Source organism: Candidatus Omnitrophota bacterium, assembly GCA_028699255.1.
Classification (GTDB): Bacteria; Omnitrophota; Gorgyraeia; order 2-01-FULL-45-10; family 2-01-FULL-45-10; genus FEN-1322.
Window position 1 is genome coordinate 123,567 of the sequence record JAQVUX010000006.1, and the last position, 21,565, is coordinate 145,131.

Annotated in this window: 1 protein-coding gene (running past one end of the window); it reads left to right on the forward strand. The window is 46.8% G+C overall.

What is annotated here, in order from left to right:
• A protein-coding gene (locus PHS46_06260) for a glucoamylase family protein (protein MDD3906111.1) crosses the window boundary here: on the forward strand, positions 1 to 21,565 show its 5' portion. 5,873 nt of this gene lie beyond the right edge of the window; the window shows 21,565 of its 27,438 coding nt (coding positions 1–21,565); its start codon is at positions 1 to 3; the stop codon falls past the right edge of the window.

Sequence of the window (21,565 nt, forward strand, 5' to 3'; positions counted from 1 at the left end):
ATGTTAGCTTGGCAAAGCAAGACATTTATTAAGGGCGGACTCGTCTCTAACGACGTGTCTGTTCGCGAGGAGCTCGGCAACGCCTCTCTCATCATGGACTGGAGAAGTCCGCACAATAAGTGGTGGATGAGGATAGTTGCCGTAACTCTGACCCTTTGCTTTATATACCAAGATGTGGTATGGGCGCAGGATGGACAACCCGTATGGTCTAAGCCGGCTAATGAGAAATGGGGACAGTCCCCTTCGGGGACAGTTCCCATTTCTTTAAATACTAATATAGCAATACCGAAAGACATAGCTACAACCAAAGAAGCATATAATGGTAGTAACAGTTCTTCCCCCAAGACCATCATTCAGATCCAGGACGCCCACGCATCTTTAGCCGCCCAGGAATCCATATCCTCGATACTCGACTCGTTAGTTACCAACTACGATCTTAAGCTCGTAGCTGTGGAAGGCTCATCAGGCTACATCGATACCTCGATCTTAAAGACATTCCCCGACGAAGGAATCCGCAGGAACACCGCAGAATATCTTATGCAGAAAGGTAAGATGTCGGCCGGAGAGTTCTATTCGGTTACAAGTAACAAGAATATCGCTTTATACGGCATAGAAGACAAAGATTTATACAAAGCTAACGTTGAAGAGTTCAAGAAGATATACGAGGCTAATCAGTCTGTCCGGAAAGACATCACAGGTCTTATAAATACCCTCAAAGCCATAGAAGACAAGGTCTACTCCAAAGAGTTAAAAGCCCTCGAGGATAACTCCGTATTAAACACCAACGGCAAGGTATCTTTTACAGACAGATGGGCGTATATAAGCGCTCTTGCCTCAAAGGTCGGTATAGATATAAATGGAAAAATGTCCCAGTCCAAGGGGACAGTCCCCTTCGGGGACAGTCCCCTTTTTCCCAACCTTTCAAAACTCGTCGAATCTATAAAGCTTGAAAAAGAGATCTCCTTCGATAAGGCCAACAAAGAGCGCGATGCCTTAATCGACGTCTTAAGTAAATCGATAACTAAGACAGAATTGGAGAAGCTCGTATTAAACTCCCTCTCATTCAAACAGGGCAAGATAACCCAGGGCGAATACTACGTATTCCTCCAGGGACTGGCCAATGACAACAACGTATCACCCTTAAAGTACAAGAACCTCATAAACTTCACCGACTACATCACCCTCTATGAGTCGATAGACTTACTCGAGATATTCGAAGAGGCTAAAGTATTGGAAGATGCCATCAAAGACAGGCTCTACACTTCCCCCGACCAGAGGAAGTTACACGACCTATTGAAGTGCGCTAACTTTATCAAAGACATCTTCGATCTTAAACTTACCAACTCCGACTTCGAATACTTGGCCAAGAGCTTAAAGACATGGAATGCGGATACGATTGCCCAATTCATTGAGGAAACAGGTAACCGCGTAGGTTACACCTCCGGTAACCGCGTAGGTAACCTACGCGGTTGTACTGGTGACGATGGTTACGACCTCGATAACATCTTCTCGAATCTGCCCATAGCCATACAATTCTACAATACCGCGGAAAGACGTAACAACGTCATCCTGAATAACACCATATCCCGTATGAATAAAGAAGGCCAGACAGTAGCGGCCCTTATCACAGGCGGCTACCACACCAAAGGTATATCCGAGCTACTAAAGCAGAAAGAGACCTCCTATTTAGTAATATTACCTAAGTTCGACGCCTCAAAGCCTGAAAGGCCCTACGTAGCTATACTGACCAATAAGAAAGACAACTATGAAGAGCTATTGGAATCGGGTAAGTACCAGCTATTAACCGATAACTACTTAAAAGACGGCATCCAGGACCCCAAGAAGATAGAAGGCTTTATTAAAGAGATAGTGGTTGTATCCATAGGCCAGGCGGCCATAGAGCGTAAAGACATCGCCAGTGTCAAGAAGCTGTGGATCGAGAGCTATCGCAGGTCGTACGAGGCCCTTATGGAGAAGGGGATAGTAAAGAAACCATCTTCCGAACCTGGTGCGGCAGAAGGTTCCAGCGAAAAGTTTTCCAAACCAGGTTTGGGCAAAGGAAACCGTTTCTACAAACCTGGTTTGGAAAGCCAGGAACAAGGTTATGGCGACCAGCATATAGCGACGACGACGAACTTTAGTCCGGTTGCTCTCGAGAAATTTATTCAACTTATAGACGATATAAATGCCATCCGGATTAGCGATGCTGTGGCGGTTGTAGAGCTGGGCGATACGCGCTGGACGATAGCGATATCAAGCGATAACACGATAACGCGACGTGAACCAACGCCCGCTGAGCTACGAGGATTTAATTCGCAACTGAGAAAAATCGCGTCGCAACCCGCTTCTACCGAACATGTTCCATCCGCCGCGCAACGTGTCAAAATCCTTGAGGGCACGACACGGGACTTATTGATCGACGCTATCGTAGAAAGAATGCATGGCGTTTCCACTGAAGAGTCGTTCGACGACGCTGTCCGCGGGAAAACAGCCTATACGAATTTGACCGTAGACGGCCAAAGAGAGATACGGCAAGCGGTTATGAATAGATTTAAACCTATCGAAACCGCCCAAAAAGTTACTGTCGTCTCGCGTATTCCCGAAGCGTTCATAACAAGAAACGCTCAAGCGAAGAAGAATAAAGAAGAGAGAAGAGGCAAGATCGAGGTAATAGTAAAAGACGCCGGTCAAGACGGCATTACTATAACAAAAATCCTTTCTCAGCTCACCGCCCAAGGCGTTACCGTAAGCCGTTCTACCGTATTTAATGACCTGAAAGAATTAGCCGCAAAGAGCGACGCAGTGATCACGATTGAAAAAGCCAGCGGTAAAGCGAATATATACAGGATTAGACCTCAAGCTACTCCGGTGCCGGAAGCCGCACCTATAGAAACGCCGCAGGCTGTAGCGCCTGTAGCGGAAGTTACTCCTGCGCCTGCAGTCGAAGCCGCACCAGCTCCGGAAACTCCAGAGCTGTCCCCGGAAGAAATCAGCCAAGCGGTAGACGAAGGTTTAGCCAGGCTTACAAGGCAAAATGACGGATTTGAACATGCGCTTATAAGATCCAAATTTACCACAAACGCCGAAAACAAATTACTCGCGACAGTAGAAATTTTAGTGGATAGCCGCGGAGTGCCGCGCTACTTAGCGGATGAGAAAAACACGATATCCGATGAAGAGAGAAATACGCTTACCGAGGTTGCCGTAACAGTCGACGATACGGGAAGAATAAATCCAGAGACCATTGAAGTCTCGTCCCCAGAGAAATCAAAATTATCAGACCAGGCAAAAACAACACTTCAGCAAATAACCGCTAAATATAACAAACAACTGCCGTCTTCATTGCGAATAATCGCAAAAAGAGCCGTTTCCGCCGTAACCCATTTTATGGAGAATGCGTGGAGCGCGGCGAAGGAACATTTAGAAAGCATCTCCCCTGAACAAAAAAGAGTATATCTTATTGTATTTATCATGGGAATTGCGGGGGTAGTTTCGGCGCTTATGTTCACATATTTGGCGTGCATAGGTAATTTAAATATTTCGCCCGTTAGTCTGCGTACCACTGAAGGCGGTATCAATCTGATAGCAGCATTAGGGATTTCGGCTATTATAAGGAAATCAGCCGTCTCGCGTATTCCCGAAGCGTTCATAACAAGAAACGCTCAAGCGAAGAAGAATAAAGAAGAGAGAAGAGGCAAGATCGAGGTAATAGTAAAAGACGCCGGTCAAGACGGCATTACTATAACAAAAATCCTTTCTCAGCTCACCGCCCAAGGCGTTACCGTAAGCCGTTCTACCGTATTTAATGACCTGAAAGAATTAGCCGCAAAGAGCGACGCAGTGATCACGATTGAAAAAGCCAGCGGTAAAGCGAATATATACAGGATTAGACCTCAAGCTACTCCGGTGCCGGAAGCCGCACCTATAGAAACGCCGCAGGCTGTAGCGCCTGTAGCGGAAGTTACTCCTGCGCCTGCAGTCGAAGCCGCACCAGCTCCGGAAACTCCAGAGCTGTCCCCGGAAGAAATCAGCCAAGCGGTAGACGAAGGTTTAGCCAGGCTTACAAGGCAAAATGACGGATTTGAACATGCGCTTATAAGATCCAAATTTACCACAAACGCCGAAAACAAATTACTCGCGACAGTAGAAATTTTAGTGGATAGCCGCGGAGTGCCGCGCTACTTAGCGGATGAGAAAAATACGATATCCGATGAAGAGAGAAATACGCTTACCGAGGTTGCCGTAACAGTCGACGATACGGGAAGGATAAATCCAGAAAACATCGAAGTATTTCATGGGAAAGAATTATCGGACCAGGCAAAAACAACACTTCAGCAGATAATCGCTAAATATAACAAACAACTGCCGTATTCATTGCGAATATTTGCAAAACGTGCGTGGAATGCGGCGAGAGAAAAGCTGGGATCCGTATTAAGCATACAAAAGATCTCCCCGGATTTCCTTGCCCGCACGATATCTTACACATTAGCTGGGTCTTTAATACTCGCACTTTTTGTATTCTGGCAACCGGCCGCTTTTACAGGATTTGTTCACAATGTTGAATGGTTCCTCGGAACCGTTGTAAGCAGTACCTCGCTGTCCTATCACGGAGTAAGCCTTTCTGCCGGCAAGATCATGCTGGCATTATCTATGTTCGAGCTTGTCGCGACTCCTATCACGCTCGGACTTAAAATAATGCTTAAGAGGGCGGGGATGGCTGAAGATGTGCCGGTGGTTGATGCCACTTCCACAGCAGATGAGATCAATGCGGCGATGAAGGCGCGTTTTGGCTATACGGTAGATGAGCTTCAGGCGGCCATGGAAGCCCAAGCGCTTAAACGCGCCACCGGTGAGCAGGGGGAGGTAGCGCTTAAAAAGATACGCGCGCTGTTTGAAGGCTTCGGGCATGATAAGTGGCAGTTGCTCCGAACTTATAAATTACTCGAATCGGGATGGTTCGACACGCTGGGTGTTCTCGCGGCGGCAAGCAGGCGCCAGCGTCTCGGCCCGGTACTTAATTTCATCAACAATATGATAAACCCGATCGAGCTTTTAAAGATAATATACGGTTTTTATCCGGCATTCTATCTGGAAAAGATAAAGCGATCGTTCCAGTCCGGAGGGGCCGAGCTTTTACAACTTAACGAAAAGCAGGCAGAGCAGGCTATGCCCATGTTTGGGACCTCTGACACGAGAGAGCTTGTTCTCGATATATTTGCCCGCTCTGTAATGCCGCGTATAGGCAATACCAAGTCCGTTTCATCTTATATGTGGACCGGCGGTTTGCAGTATGTTTCAGCCGTGTGGGCCGATTCCATATATATTAAAGGAACATTGCAATTCATAAAAGCGCGGCTTACGCTCGCGTTCGCAAGCAGAGTAGGCTCGATCCTCATACTTACTCCGCTATCCTGGATGTTCAATCTGAACGGTCAATGGCTCGCCGGCGCCGCTCAGAAATTCTTTAGCGGGCAGATGGGCCTGCAGTTGCCGGTGCCAGGCGCTGTGCCGGGCGTAGCCAATCTCGCGTCGAACGAGAATTTCCTATTCGGTTTTATACCGGGCATAGCGAAAACCATGGCCCCGATAAATTACGCCGGAGTAATGGCGCGCGAATTCATCATTTCCGGCGCGGCAAAACAGCTTACCTTGGCCGCCGTCGCGGGAGCATTCTCTACTACGTTTGTTCTTCGGATATTTGCCGGCGCTCGAAGGCTGTACAGTGATTATAGACAAACAGGGAAGATAAATATAGCCAAATACATGACAACTGCGGCTATTGTTGCCATGGTTATGAGTATCGGAAAATCTACATGGGGTATGTGGTTGGTCAATGTCGAAATACCGATGGTATTAGGCCAGGCCGCAGTTGCCGACAGGGTTATGTTTGGGCAGGGCGGCGGCACATATTTACATGATACACTGGCCCTTGTAGAAGGCCATGAAGGCGCCATAGGTGTAGGTAATACGATTTTTGACAGGACGCTATCCATGCTTGGGATAGGCGCGCCTGTTGCGGAACAAGCGCCGGCGCCGGCTACTATACCGTCTGTGCCTCAGGCGGAAAAGGCAGAAGCCGCGAAAGTTATTGCGCCTACTGTTGAAAAACCTTTAGAGATCGCAAAGCCGGTTGTTGTTCCGGAAAAAGCGGCAGTCAAGTCCACTGTTGCTCAGGCACCAGCGCCTTTACGGGAAAAAGAATTGGCTCAGACGCCATCCGCGCCGATCACGGAAAAAGCAAAGCGCGTGACGGTTTTCAAACCGGTCGCGGTTACTAAACCTGTCGAAGCTTTACCGCCGCGTGTAGAGTCGTCTGAGGCAAAAACCCGTGAAGCCGCCTTATCAGATAATAGATCTCGCGGCGCTCTCGCATACAAAACCGAGATGGCGGCCTACGATGCGGCAAATAACAACAAAGATTATAGCGGAGCCTTTGCTCACCTCGACAAATCCATAAATATTATCGAGGCACTTATTAAAAATGGTAATAGCGACTTACCCGGCATGCTGGCGCAATTAAAAGCTACCCGGCAGGATCTTTTGCAAAGATACGCCTTCGGCGATCCGGATGGATATAAAAATACAATCGCGGCGTATATTGAAATAAACGCACGCTATGATAGCGATCTCAAAAAATATAATGCGGCGGCCAAGGCGGGGAATGCCAAAGATGCGTTAAAATATGCGACTCTATGCGCGAGTGAAATCAGAGAGATGTTAGCCGCCGGAGCCGCCAAGCTTTATCCACAACTTGAGAGGGCGTCCAAGAAGTGGTCGGATATTGAGAATTATCAACGTACGAAATCCGCATCTCCTGTCGTAAAATCGCAAGAAACCGCAAAAGTTACAACTAAGGACGAGCTCGCTGAAAATGCCATCCAATACTGGGCGGAGTCTCAGATACTTCGCGGCAGGTATCTCGAGGCCATACAAAAAACAGCTAATCTTAAGGCAGAGTACGATAATTACATTAATAAGTCCATTAAGTTGAGAGGCATTTCTCCGGTTATAGACGCGCGTCTGAAAACGCTCGCCGGTGAAATCGCGGCCTCGCAAAGGGCAGAGAAGAACGCTTTGAAGGCCATGAGCGCTTTAAAAGACGCCGCCGAGAAAAAGGAGGCGGATATTAAGAGTTTTCGGTATAAAAATCTTCTCAAAGCGTATAGCATAGCCAATGACCACTACGCAAAAGCGGCAGGCGACAGGGAACTTGCCCTCGAGTATCTCGAGGAGATGATAATCATAGCCGGGAAGATGGCGCAATTATATGATAAAAATGCCGATGTAAAAGAACTTCTGAAGCAATTACAGGCCCGCGTTCCGGTGAGATACCCTATTCTTGCCAATTCATATCTGAACGTTATCAGGCAACTCACATTTGCCAATAAAAATGGCAAGATTGATTCCCTAACTCTGCAGAAAGCGTCGTTCAAGCTCAACAAAGAGATATTGAAAGAGCTTCAAGCTATTAAGACCACTCCGAGATTTGTTCGGACCAGAGAAGAGCGGCTTTATGATGGCCGGGCGCTGGGAAATGAAAAAAGTGAATGGCCGCGTCGGGAGATCAAAGATATCAATGAAGAGATAAAAATAATCGAACAGTTTGTGGCAGATAATGAAGCGAAGTTAAGGGCGAAAGACCTGCAGTATAAGTTTTTGAGGGGTGAAAAGAGCTTTTCTGATTATAAAAAAGAAGCCGCCGCTATATTTTCCAAATTCGGATTTAAAATATCCATTCCAGCACGCGAAGCGGACGCGCGCTCCGCAATAATCGAAGACGCAATAGTAACAGAACAGATAGCCGCCTCGAGTGTCAGAAGCCAGCTTCAGGAGATATCGGAAGAGCTGGGAAGGCGGACATTGACTCCGCAAAATAAAGGGTATGTAAGACGTGATAGTTTAAGGCAGGCGATACAAAGCAGGTTGGACGAGGTAAACGGGCGCATAAAATCTTTGCAGGTTGCGGAAAAGGCCGTGAAAGAAGGCAAGCCATTACCGAAAGGCTTGGATCTCCCCGTTATAGAACTTGAAGAGCCGAAAGCTGACATGGCTAAACTAAGGCCGCTACTTGTCGAGCCCACCGTAGAAATGCTGGGTATCCCACACGCGCCGGCTGAGCTGAAACCTTTCGTGGCAGATATTATAAAGCAGGGGCTCGGCATTGATAATCCATCCGATAAGTCCATCGATATCCTGGCTCATCTCTTTAGCCGTTATTTTGAAACGCATTATTTTGTGCATGCGGATGAAAGAGCTCAATATTTCAAGCTTATGACGGCGATCTTGCGAGAATTGAAGGCGCAGGGTTTCTTTGAGAGCCAGGAAGTATTATTACCCGGCGAAGAGATGTCGAGCATGTGGAGCGCGAATCTTTCGGGCCCTGTTTCCAACTCAGAAGTGCAATTATTAACTAAAACATTTCCTGAAAAACGAAGTGAGTTGAGCGTTATAAACCGTCTGGGGTTTGCCAGCAGTATGGCATGCCATATTATGCGAGTGCGGTATATCGATAACAGCGCTCCGGACAATCTTCTCAGCGACTTACAGGCTGTTCCAGAAGGCCAGATGGATAATTATGTAAAACTGTTAGTGTCGAACATATTGAAATTAAAACCCAGGATGGAAAGTGCTATAGGCATGTCGGTAAGCATAAGCAGTCTCGGCAGGACGGGTTGGGGATGCGTCATGAGCGCGGCCGTGTATTTATCCGCCGCCCGTAGCGTGAATCTATCGCCGGTCATAAATTCGGGCAAAGACCGCTTTGATGTTCGCGGCCTGGTTTTCCCGTCTTTTGGTATAGATGCGGATAGCGTCCCAAGCAGTTGGCTTAAAAAAGCCGTAGGCCCCGGCGGCTCTATAAGAGAGAACGCAGAGTTCTATGGGCCAGATAATGATAAGGAGCGTATTTTAATAGGCCCAACATTTGATAACGCCGATCTTAACATGATACCGGTGAGTATAATATTAGGAAAGCGCGCCGAGCAAGGCGCCATAGAAACACTTACAAACTTATGGAATTTTAAGGGCATCTATAGGGTTGATGATAATGTGTCGGAAGCTATAAGAATACGGGAAATATTATCTGTCTATCTGGAGTATATGGGCGAACCGAGTGACGCGGAGATTGCCGCAAGCCCTGAGCTAAGAAATGAATTCGCCGAGTGGGATAGGATAATCGCGCAATCCAACGATCCATATGTCAGGCAAAAAGAAATGTCGGCTAAAGACGAAGCGCGTCAGGAAATGCGCGATTCTATATTGCTCGGAAATGCTATGTACTGGTGGGAAAGGGCGAGGAAAGAAAGACATGATTTTTCCGTAGCGGAATTCAGAGAATTAATGAAGCAGGTGAAAGCGGACAGCGTGGATGCCATACAGATACTAAAATTAATACATGGCAAAGACTATCAGCCGGATTTCCACAGAGCGGCCGATATGGGCTGGCTGATATCGTATTCACTCCCGCGGCTTTTAGAATCGAAGGAATCGGCTGATAAAACAGTTCCTGCGCAAGGGCCGGTTTCCCCGCGAGGCATGAGCCGCATAGAGGCTTTTAACCTGCTTCTGGACGCGGATAAAGACGGTAATTTAAGAGATTTGACCGAGAAGTATCTGGCCAAAACCGGATCGTTGGTTAATTATGGCAAGCTTACCCCAACCGCCCTTCTTGACCCGCAGGTATGGGGGAAGATACAATTTTTAGCTTCTAATTATCTTGAAGGCAAAGAAGCGCCCTCTGCCGTAAAAAATTTCGCTGGTATGGTCAAGGCCAGAATAAGGATGATCGACGCCGCCGAACGGCTGGGACAGACAAAAGATAAAGTCATATCAGTATACGAAGGTACGCGGGAAGAAGCGTTAAAGGCGTATATAAACAGTCAGGAGTCGGCGCACCGTAGGGTAATGGGCGCCAGGCCGGTAAGCGACGCCATGCGTAGGGCATGGGAGAAACGTTTTGCTTCCCAGTGGGACCTGTACCATACTATGAAGAAGGCCTATATTGAAACAAAAGCGTCCGAATATAAGAAAGACGCCGGTGTTTCTGATGTGCCAAAAGAGCTATTCAGCATATGGGGCAGTGAATTCCCGGGTATGTATTGGGAAGGCAATCTTTCTTCCGAAGCTGAAAATTTTGAAAAGAAGGCAACGGAAAAACAGGTTGAAAAAGAAATTATTGTAAGGCCTCCTACGGAAGAAATAAAGAGTATTAAAACACCCGTTGCAAAGCCTGCCGCCCAGCCGGCATCAGAAAAAGGCGCGCAAACCATACCGGCCATTCCGTCGTTTGCCCGGATGCTTTTTAACGCGTTAATAGGCCAGCATCCCGCAAATATAGACTCTCTTGCGCCTAAAGATTATCCTGTTTGGGGCATATCTACGGCAGATAATCCTGAAAACCCGGAGCAGTATGAGGAATTAGGCGCGCCCATCGGCTCTAAGGACAGAGCTAATAAAGGTTATCCGGATAAACAGATTATAACCCCATATGCCGCAGTCTTGGCACTTGACTGTGCTCCAAAGGAGGCGGTAAGGAATATAACCCAGATATTAAACAGGTACCCGCAGGCTATAGGTAAATATGGCCCGTATGATTCCATAGATCTTAAAAGCGGGGCGGTATCTAATACATATGTAGCTGATAACAAAGGCATGGAGTTTATAACAATAGCGAATTATTTCAGCGGCGGAGCAGTACAAAAATATTTTTCCGGGAGTAGCATTGTTAAGCAGGCTCTGCCGCTTCTTAATGAGAATTTTAGCCGGATGAAGATGCCGGATGGATTATCGTTAGAAAAAAACATATCAAAAGAAGAGAAGGAAACCCTGCTTAAACTCGAAAAAGCGGCATGGGATTATTTTGCGGATAATTCCAACGCATCGACGAACTGGCTCCCGCCGAATAGGATAAATTCCGGAGAGTCAAAATCATACACTTCGATTACCAATATAGGGCTGTACCTCGCCGGCATAGTAGCCGCTGAAAAAAGAGGTTACATTACATCCGACGAGGCCAAAGACAGATTATCAAAAGCACTCGATGCTATAAGCAAATTGGATACATGGAATGGGCTTTTTAGGAATTATTATGATTTGGGGACGCTCAAATCTTCTACGAAAAGCGATAGGCTGATATCACCTGTCGACAACGGATGGCTCGCCGCAGGCCTTATAGTTGCTGGTGAGGCGCATCCCGAATTAAAGGACAAAGCGCATGGCGTAGTGACCGGTATGCAATTCGGCCATCTTTATGATAAAAATGCCGGTAACCTTGTAAATAATTACGACGAAAATAGCGGCCCCGCATCTTCGCATTATGGGCTTATCTATACCGAAATAAGGCCTACCCTTATCATTGCCATAGGACTGGGAAAATTAAACAAAGATCCTTCGGTGCCGATAGTCCCCGAAACCGCATGGCATAGCACCGCAAGAACGCTCCCCGCCGATTGGGACTGGCAGGCTCAGCGGCCGGACGACTCATATTATTCGTATAAAGTAAACGTGAATGGAAAAGAAGAGACGGTTTGTTTCGTCCCGTCGTGGGGCGGCAGTATGTTTGAAGGATTGATGCCCAATCTATTTATCGATAATAAGATTTATTCGCCGAAAGGGTATGCGATACAGGATGCCGTGTATGTATTCCTGCATAAATATTTCGCGACAGGCGCTTCCGCGCAAAAGGTTGAAACCCCGGTAACTCAACCGGTAAAAGTTGCTCCCGCGGAAAAGCCTGCCGTCGCCGTACCGAGTCCCGAGGCTAAAATACTGCCGATTGTTACCCGCGAACAAGCCGTATCTCAGGAATCATTAGTTTCAGGTGTGCCGCAAACGCCAGAGTCACCACTGGTGATACCAGGTTATATAAGTGATGCCATAGCGGGGGCGAAACCCGGGAATACAGCCGATGAAGGTGTCGAAGCCGTTCTTAAGCTAAGAGAGCTTCTAAGCATATTGGCGGACGAAAAAGTATTCTCGATAGCCGATGAAGGCGGCGCTTTTGATAATGCGCTGATAAGTTACGAGAAAAAGAGATCCGCGGAATTGAATAAACTGTTTAAAGGCAATGACAAATTAGCGAAGAGCGTTTTGCGGGAAGAATTGAAGAACTTTGCCGTTCAATACCGGGGAGGTGTAATAAATTCTACCGCCAATACCTTCTTCTTCGATCTCGGCATATCGGATCCCGGGGTTGTGGAGAAGATCATCCGAGCGGATAAATATATAGATATGGTGGGTAAAAGCAATAAGCACCCGCTTAGCGCTCCTGAGGTAGGGAACTGGAGGAAAGAGTTCCTCGAGAGGGTATATCTTACAGAGGCCGAGAGAAAGCTGAATGAGGATCCGAAACGTGAGCTTCTGATAAAACGTATGGGCGAAAGAAAAGACCTTGATGATTGGCGCGGCAGTAAATTATCCGGGAAAGCCGGTGAAGCGTATCGGTACATTTCGGATCTTTTCAGGTTAATTGCTTATCTTGAGACAGCGGCCATAGATGTTTCCGAAGATATAAAGAAGGAGGAGAAGGTGCAAGAAGGCCGTCCTGTCGATGATTATGCCGCGTTAAATACGCTTTTAGAGGCATATAGGGCGACAGGAAAAGCGATCCCGGCTATTGAGGTATTAGCGGCTAAGACACAGAGTGCCGATTTCGCATTCTGGAGAAGCGCGAGGGATCATATAGAAGAGCTCGAACAACTAAAAAACACACTTCTTACAGAACAGGATTTCGCGAAACGGCCGGATGAAATAACCCGTATTTTAGAGAAAGCCAAAGATCTTCGCTCTTATGCCAAAAAAGATCCGGTTCGCGGTCTTTTAATACAACAATTTGTCGATTTAGCCGATCCCGAAAACCCCGCAAAAGCGATAACCGCTGATGATAAGAAAACGTATGTCAATGAATCGCCTTCTAATATGGCATTTGCCAAAGTTAACGCATTACTCCTCGGTATGGATCAGGTGATCAAGATGATGAAAAAAAACCGTGCGGAAGAATTAAAAACAATGAAGGAATTTTCGGATACAATGTTCGAAGAGCGCATTCGCATAGCGGAAGAGTTGAGAGCGCATGAGTTAAAAGCCTCGGAGTTCAATGAAGACTGGCAAAAAAATAAGACAGGGTGGGCAGGCAGGGTCTGGTCCAGGATGTTTGGGAGTAGCGCCGAATCCCGGGCCATAGAGGCTGAGAGAAAACGGTCTGACGATTTTAGGACAGCCCTGTATGATTATTCCGTATTGTACAACTGTTATTTATCGAGGCAGAAGACGCCGTTTGAAACAGCGATCGCCGAAGCGCAGTTCCTATATGAAAAACTTACAAAAGAACGGACGAGGGAAAATATAGCCGACCTTGAATGGTACGAAGCCGCGAGGGCGGCCAAGAAAGAATTATTTTATAAAACATACCTGCAGATGGTTTCGAAATCTGTCGGTCGTGAGTTAAAAGGCGGAGATTTGAGTTTTATGTTCAAAGAGATAACGCTCGATCCTTATATGCGCAGGCAAAAAGATAATTATAAGCAAAAACTTGGCAACGATTATCCGGAGAACGTCAAAGAGCAGATGGGCGAGCGTTTCGTATCGGACAAGATAGCCGAATATGTAAAGTTGGAAGCGCTTGTGATGGAGCTTGAGGCAAATCTCAGAAAAAACCAGGAGATACCTGAATATGCCCCGCAGTTCAGCCGCGGTATTACTACGGCGACGTATATGGAATATGATGAAAAGAATATGAGTTATGATGAAAAAGCCCGGAATATTCGCGAGTGGTTTAAGGATGCCTCGCTGTGCCAGCGATTTGCCAAAAAATACCTTGGGTACTATTTCGGTTACTATACGCTCCAACATGTGGTCAGGACGATGCGTGAAGATGACAGGGCGACCCCTGTTTTATTTGAGAAACCAGACCGCGCCGAAGCGAATTTTAAATCCAAATATTCTACCGATCTCGCATATAAAAATTATGGTCCGCGGCTTAATAATATGCATGACACCGGATACGCTCTCAGGGTTACTTTCGACGCGGTAGATGATAACAGGTATGATCTCTTATTGAAGGAGCTGGACAGAATAAACGGCGGGAAAGCGTCTGGTGAAATCAGGATGGTTCGTGATGAAGCAGTTGAACGTCTTGGTAGTTTCCACAATGAGTTGGCTAAATTGCTCCTGCGTTTTTACAATAGCAAACCGCGCGAATCGGTTGAACGGGATGTCACGGAGCTTGAGAAAGAAGCTCTTGCGGGAATAATCGAAAATCTTACGATAAATCTTGAAACCCGTAATAAAGAATATGCAGATGCGAATAAAAAGATTTGGGAGAACGCGGCGGAGAGACAGGAGCTTATTAAGGAAGTGCGCCGTAATAGGAAGCGCGGATACGATAGTCTTGAGAGGTTTGACCGCACAAATACCGTGGGTAGGCTATCCATAGAGATGAATGATGCGTTGAAGGTGGCCAATCGGGTGATGCCGCCGGACGCTAAAATATCGATAAATCAGGAACGGATCGATTATTTCGTGACACAGTGCATGGAGAGCGGTATGACGCCTATGGAACAGGTGGATATCGCTTTTATAAAACCGCAAGCTTTACGAAAAATATACGTTGAGATATTTGGTAAAGAGCCGACCCCGCATCAATGGGAGGACATAAGGTTCTATGTTGAATCAAAAATGGACCTTGATGGCTGGACTGAAGATAATGTCAGGGTATGCATAGTATATGGGGAGTATATCAGGGAAATATATAAGACCCTACCGGGCGCGCGTCAACCGAATGACGGCGAAACGAAGATGCTGGTCGAGCATATGCTAAAGAACGGAATCCTTCCTATTAATACTAATGTCCGCGAGATGAACATTGAGCCGAATCGTATCACAGTCAAGGCGCTTATCGAAAAACGGCTTGCACCGGAGCGTGTTATAAAACTGACCGCAGATATATTGACTACGCTGGAACGCAAAGAATATGGAAAGCTTAGCGGCGAAGAAGAGTTTATCAATCAGGTTTTCTATCTTATGGGTTATGTACTGGACACAAATATAGTGGAGAAGCCCGAGGATGCAAAACCTTCGTATAATAAGGAAGCTTTGGTAAAGAATATCGGCGATAGGCTTAAAGGTCTAAATATAGAAGGATCCGGCTATACCACCCAGGAGCTTGCCGGTAAGATAGTTGATAATATTATAAATAGAGGACTTCAAGCGGATAATTTTCCTGCGCTCGTCGATCGCCTTTTACAGATGAAAACGCGTATAAATAAAGTGGACGATATTATCAGAGATAAAAAAACGAAGGCTAAGAGTGAGGGGAGAGAATTCGAGTTTAACGAAGAACAGCGCGCCGATATAGTTCCGATAAGCGAAAACGACCTGAACATCCTTGCGGTTCTGGATGATAGCCGGCAGAATAGAAGTGACGGTATAGGCATAGCGGAGATAGCCGGATTCAAGCGCGATTCTTCTGCCTGGAAACGACTGAAGGAGGACGTTAAAAAACCTATAGATGCGTTATGGGGCGGTTTGCTTAATAGTGAAGCCGAATCCCGCTATAACGCGATCCGCGGAAAAATAATAGACGCGGCATTCGCAAGATATAAAGGTAAGTACACCAAAGAGTATCTGGGTAGTATGGTCGACAGGCTGATCAGGGCCGGATTATATACCCCGGAAGGCGAATTGACCGAAGTAGCAAAAATAGCCGGACTGCAAAAGGCAGTCCTTTCTATGCGGGGCGTAGAACCATCCAGTGATACCGAAGAGCTTAAGAGGCAATTAGACAGGATCAGGGATAACGCGCCGGAAGATATTCTCGAAAAGGCCGAACTGGCGGCATGGCAAAAAACAGCTCAGCTTTTCGGTGTTTCCGATATTGCCGCTACCAAGGTTGGCATAAAAGAGCAGTTAGCGGCCCGTCTTTTAACGCTTGAGAAAAATATTAAAGAAGCGGCGGAGCTTGCGGGTTTACGCGCTCTCGCGACCGAAGAATTTGGTATAAATAATCCTGGCCGGAATATCATAGAAGCTACAGATCAGATTCAGCGTTCCGCCCGAGAAAATAAAGTGCCGTTCGTAAATGAATCGGAATATCTGGTGGACCTGCGCGCCAAGGCCGGCGCTCTTGGCGTAACGACCAGGGCCGGAGCTTCCAATGAAAAAGAATTACTGAATAAGGCTATAGCCGAAGCGGAAGAAAAACTACCCCGGACATTAAAATATTATGCCGATAACGCCTTCCTGCGCTATTTCGCCGCGGAGATCGGGGTAAGCGCAAAATCCGGCGATGAAACATCTGTAAGAAAAGAAGCCGCCGACGAAGCCCGCGCAAAAGCTGAGGTAATGTTGAATGAGGCAAAATTAGAAGGACTTAAAACGGAAGCGCGGCTACTCGGGATCACGTCAGCCGATTCTGATGCGGAAGGACTTCAGGCGCAGATCGATGCCGAGGCAAGATCGATCAAAACAAAGGAATCCGAGGTATTGGATAAAGTCAAGACGGGACTTTCTGTTGACAGTACGGCCATGTTTAAATCGATGGCGAAAATAGGTATTATTAGCTCAGTTGTTACGCTGTCACTTTCGCTTTTAGGGTACGTTATCAGAAATCTTCGTAAGTGGCTGAATCTGTTACGCGCGAAACCTCAGGCGGCAGAACAGCCGCAAGAGGCCGCGCGTGCGGCTGTTCCAGCTCCGCAGGCTGTACCGGTTTCGCCGGGCGCGCCAATCGAGCCGCAAATCGCGCCGACCGCACCTGTTCCTGCGACCATAGTTGACAACACAAAAAATACGGAGCGCAAATTCTGGTCAAAAGGACTCTGGGACATGTCTTTCATGATGATGAAGCTGAGCGTACAAATCTCTGTTGCGTATTCACTGCTCTTCAAAGGGCCGGTGTCGCCTTTTGCAGGGTGGGCTTTCAATTTCGGCGCCCTCGGAACATTTTTAAAGTCAGTATGGGCATATTTCTTTACTTCAGGGATAATTGATTTTGACAGTTTCGGCGTGTTTTTGCAGTCAGCAAGCCACGATTTACAAGCATTGGCTCCATTTGCCGCGGTAGGCCTGGCAATAGGAGTGGTAACTCTTATAATGAATCAGGTTGTAAAATACGGACGGCAATCAGTCGGTATAAGGATTTTAAAAGAAAAACCGGGATTTGCGGGCACTCTGCACTTAATCGCTAAGTCCGCATTTCTTGCCCCCGTGCTTGCGTTTGCCAGCTACTTTTTCATATCAAAAGGCAATCTAATCGCGACCTCCGGCGCCGGAAACGCTATATGGTTATTCAGCTCTCCGGTTATCGTGTTAGGGGCTATTTTCGCCATAATCTATGTAAGTAATAAACTTTTGATAAAGGCTTTCCCGCGCTCTTCGACACTTAGGTCTATTTCGGTACTCGGGATCACTGTGGCAGGTATAGCAACGATCGCTATGTTTCTGCCGGGTGGATTGTTCTCGAATTTTGCCAATGTATTCACCTTCGGCGTATATGCTTATATAATAGGTAAGTTCAGTTTCAGGACGTTCGAATTTATTTCGTCAGCCTTACAGATACCCGCCCGTTTCGTATGGGATCGGGAAGGCGAAAAAGCCTGGAGCAAAGAGGCATTATGGGACGGGTGGAAACATTTTAAAGGATCGTTGAACAATTTTGTGTTCGAAGGTGTTCTATTCTCCACCACGATGGTTTATGTTTTTGTTACGCAGAACATGTTCACAAGTGTAGGATGGCTCGTGGCCCTTGGCGCGGCATTGTATTACTACTCCAATAATAGCGCCGCGTCTCTTACGGCCGGGCAGGTATTTTATATAGGCAAGAATTTTGTAAAGACGACGTCATTTGCTCTATCTATATATTTCTTCGCGCAGATAGGTATCGCTCTGAGCGGAGGCGCGGCAGTCGCGAGCATATCGCAAAATCTGGGCTATATCGTTCTTATTACAGTGATCAATATATTTGTCGATACTCTGCGCAGAAGTATTTTTGGTAAAGATTACATAGGCACGCCAAAAGAAGCGGTAATAAGCAAAACCGGTAAGGGTGATGCGGAAAACACCGTTGTCCAGGTACAGAACACCCGCAATGAATACGGCGAAGCGGTTATTTCCTCGCTCGGCGTCCTTTTCAGAAGTTTTGCGAATAATCGTTCGGCGGTTGGATCAGCCATATTTACAAGTGATACGGCGCAAGGCCCGCTTAAGACGATGGAGCTTATACTTGCCAGTATGGAGCAGTTACGACATGGCGAAAGTAGCGCTTTTATAGCCGGCAGAAACAACCTGCCCGGGGTGACCGGTCCCGCCCATGGCAAAAAATGGGGCGGGTATCAGCAGTTCTTCGTCGCCCTTTATTTCGGTTTTATGCATCATATAGCATATACAGGCAGAGAAAATGACCAGAGGGACCAGATATTTGTGTATGAAAAAGGCGGTAAAAAGTTCTTCGGAGAACACCTGAAGAATTCCAGAAGGACCTACGGGGATGATAGCGTAAGAGATTCTAACGATAATATAAGGGAAGTGCTTATCGAAGAAGAGGATTGTGATTTCTATATAAAATTAAAAGAGGGAGATAATAAGTTTGTTTATGAAGAGATAGTCGTCGTGGATAATAATAACCCTTCGCAAAACCTTACCGGCGTAGTATTTGATACGCGACATTATCTGATCGATTGCGAAAATAAAGATAAGATATTGCGTGTAGTCGCGGACGGAATATTTGAGTTTAAAAAAGATGTGGAAAACTACAATGGTAAACCCGGCGCATGGGTGTTGGTAGCGAAAACCGATCAGATAAAATTAACAGAAGATGGTTATCTGATAGATCCGGAAAATGCGGTCAAAGATATAAAAGATTTTTACGGGAATATTTTGCCGAAACGAGTAAGACCGGCTATAGTTCAGCAGGTCACAGGTAAAGACATAAATGGCAACAGGCGCGTTCTGCGGCTTGAAAAGACCGGAGATATTATCGATCCGATAACCGGAAAGAAGGCTGGAACCATATTCGATAAGTCGGCTCAAAAAATGTATTACGGTGTGGACGCAAATTATAATCGCACAAATCTGCTCATGACATCAAAGTTATTCAGGAAAGGCGAGTGGGAATACGTTGACGACACAACTAAGGATGCTGTAAGGGATACAACAACAGGCATAATATATAAAAAAGGGCCATATACCAATCTTGCTATGGATAAGAACACCGGCGCTATGTTTTTGAAATTTGCAGGCAAGACGCTTGATTTTGGCGACGGCAGGTTGATACCTCTGGAAAGAGTGAGGGCGTTTAGTCCGGAATCCGTTAATCCGCTTGTCGATAATATTATAAAACGCCGGGGCGAATTCCTGATCCATGGTGATAATCTTGTAACCGATAATAACGGGCAACCGGTAAAGGTTAAGGATTTCTGGGGAGAAGATGTGCTGATATCGCTGGATAATGCTTATGTTGACAGTCATGGTAATCTTATTCATTCCAATGTAACGGAATTACTCGCGGTAAAAGAAGCGTGGGAGATAGATCCTTATACCGGTGATGCGGTGGTTAAGGGGAGCGGGTTCAGGGGAGACGGCCATATCCTGGCGGCGAAAAATAAATGGGTTGCGGATAAAGACGGGAAATTATATGCCAGAGGTATTACTCAAAGCGAGGCCGATTATGCCGCAAAGACAGGCGTGTATGGACTTTTGGATAAACTTAATCTGGGCCTGACAGGGGTTGAGAATAATTGGTATATAGAGGATCCGGAACATCGCCTGCCGCTTGCGGGATATCCTGTCCAGAGAGTAAGGAACGGCTGGGTTGTTAACGAGGGCAAAGGATTTTCACTCGACGCATCAGGTAATGTAGTGTACACACCAAATTGGCTTAGGGTCGGATGGCTGTCGGACGAGACTTTCGGCGAATTACCCGCCTTAACAATACCTGCAAGTAACGTAAAATCGATATCGAAGGACATTACAAAGATAAATTACGCGAAAGACAACCGCCTAGAACATATAGAAATTCTCGCAGATTTTGGCAGTTATTACAAGGATGATAAAGGTAGTTATTATAAACGCCGCAAAGTTGGATATTTAGATGAAATAAGCGGTGAGCCGGTATGGTATGGTGAAGCTCCCCCCGGAACGGTTCGTTTAGATTTAAAAGGCGGCTTATGGGTGGACACGCCCGATTCATTGGATTTGACCGCATGGGCCGGCCGCGGTTATGAAATAGGTATAGCGCAGAATGGCAACCTGGTGGCTATTAAAGCCCTCGCCGATAAGGCAGAATACGAGATCGACCGCGTTACGGGCAATGCGCGTATCACCTCCGGCGCGAACAAGGGACAGCAATACAGGGTCGGCACATTCTTAAGAGTTGGGGAATACGGTTCTTACAGATTTATCCTTTCGCTGGAACCCCGCAAGACACAGCTTCCTTACGATATTTATCCGGACATTCAAGGCATAGGCGCCGATGGACTTATTTCCTCCGACCATCTTATGGCAAATCCAACGCTTATGGAGTATCTCGTCCAGGCGCCTCAAAGGCCGCGGGCTATAGACCAGACGGATAGTGAAAACGAAATAATGGATAATGATACCGCGGAAAAATTGAGTGTAGCGGTCAGAAATCGGGAAGGCTTCGATCCGGATAAACTTTATTACACTATATTCGGCATTCTGCAAAGAGAGCTGTACATGACGAATGCCGGTGAGTCGGAATACGCTTATCTGGGCGGCACGGCGCATGATATGCTTAACTATATAGCCGCGATGAATAAGTGGAGCTTTGAAGAATCCTCCGCATACGGGAAAATGTTCGATGTTCTCGGTATATACGCCCTGAACGTTATATTTACGGAAGCCATACCGCCGTTCGCGCGCTGTCACGATCACTGGGAGGCGTTGAAGGCATATGCTCTGCTTCTGCCCGGTTTCTGGCGCGATAAAGAGAGGTTTGTCGGAGACGAATACTTGTCCCCGAACATAGTAAAGATGGCTCAGGTACAAGGATGGATGCCCGGAGACATAACGCTCTTTTATTACGAGATATCGGCATTGAAGGTTATATTGGACGCGCTCAGCGGTTTGTGGCCGAAAGCAAGCCGCTCCATAGATGATCTGCATGAGAAACATCCGTTCTCGGCCGGTTCAGGTAAGGCGATGTCGATCATATTGTACGGCGCTTTTGGAACGCTCGCCTTCGCTGTATGGCTTATGGCCCTCGGCGTAGTCAGTGTATTGGTGCCGGGCTTGCGCGAAGCCCAGGACGCATGGCGCTCGAACCTGCTTTTTGGTATCGTTATGTTAGTCATGATAGAAATATCGAAAGCTGTGATATCCGGCATAAAGAGATTATTTGAACAGGAGCGCAATGATTATATCGTCCGGCTGTTTGGCAAAGATATAGTTATAAGCAAGGCGCTTGTAAATCTTATCTTCACGGCTTTCTTTGTAGCACTGACGATCGATGTCGGATATTTAGGGTTGAGTCCGCTGATTTCCAAGACGATAGCGCCTAATATAGCGAGCGGGAAGAGCGTCGTAGGCGATGCGGCCGCATATTTTGCCATAG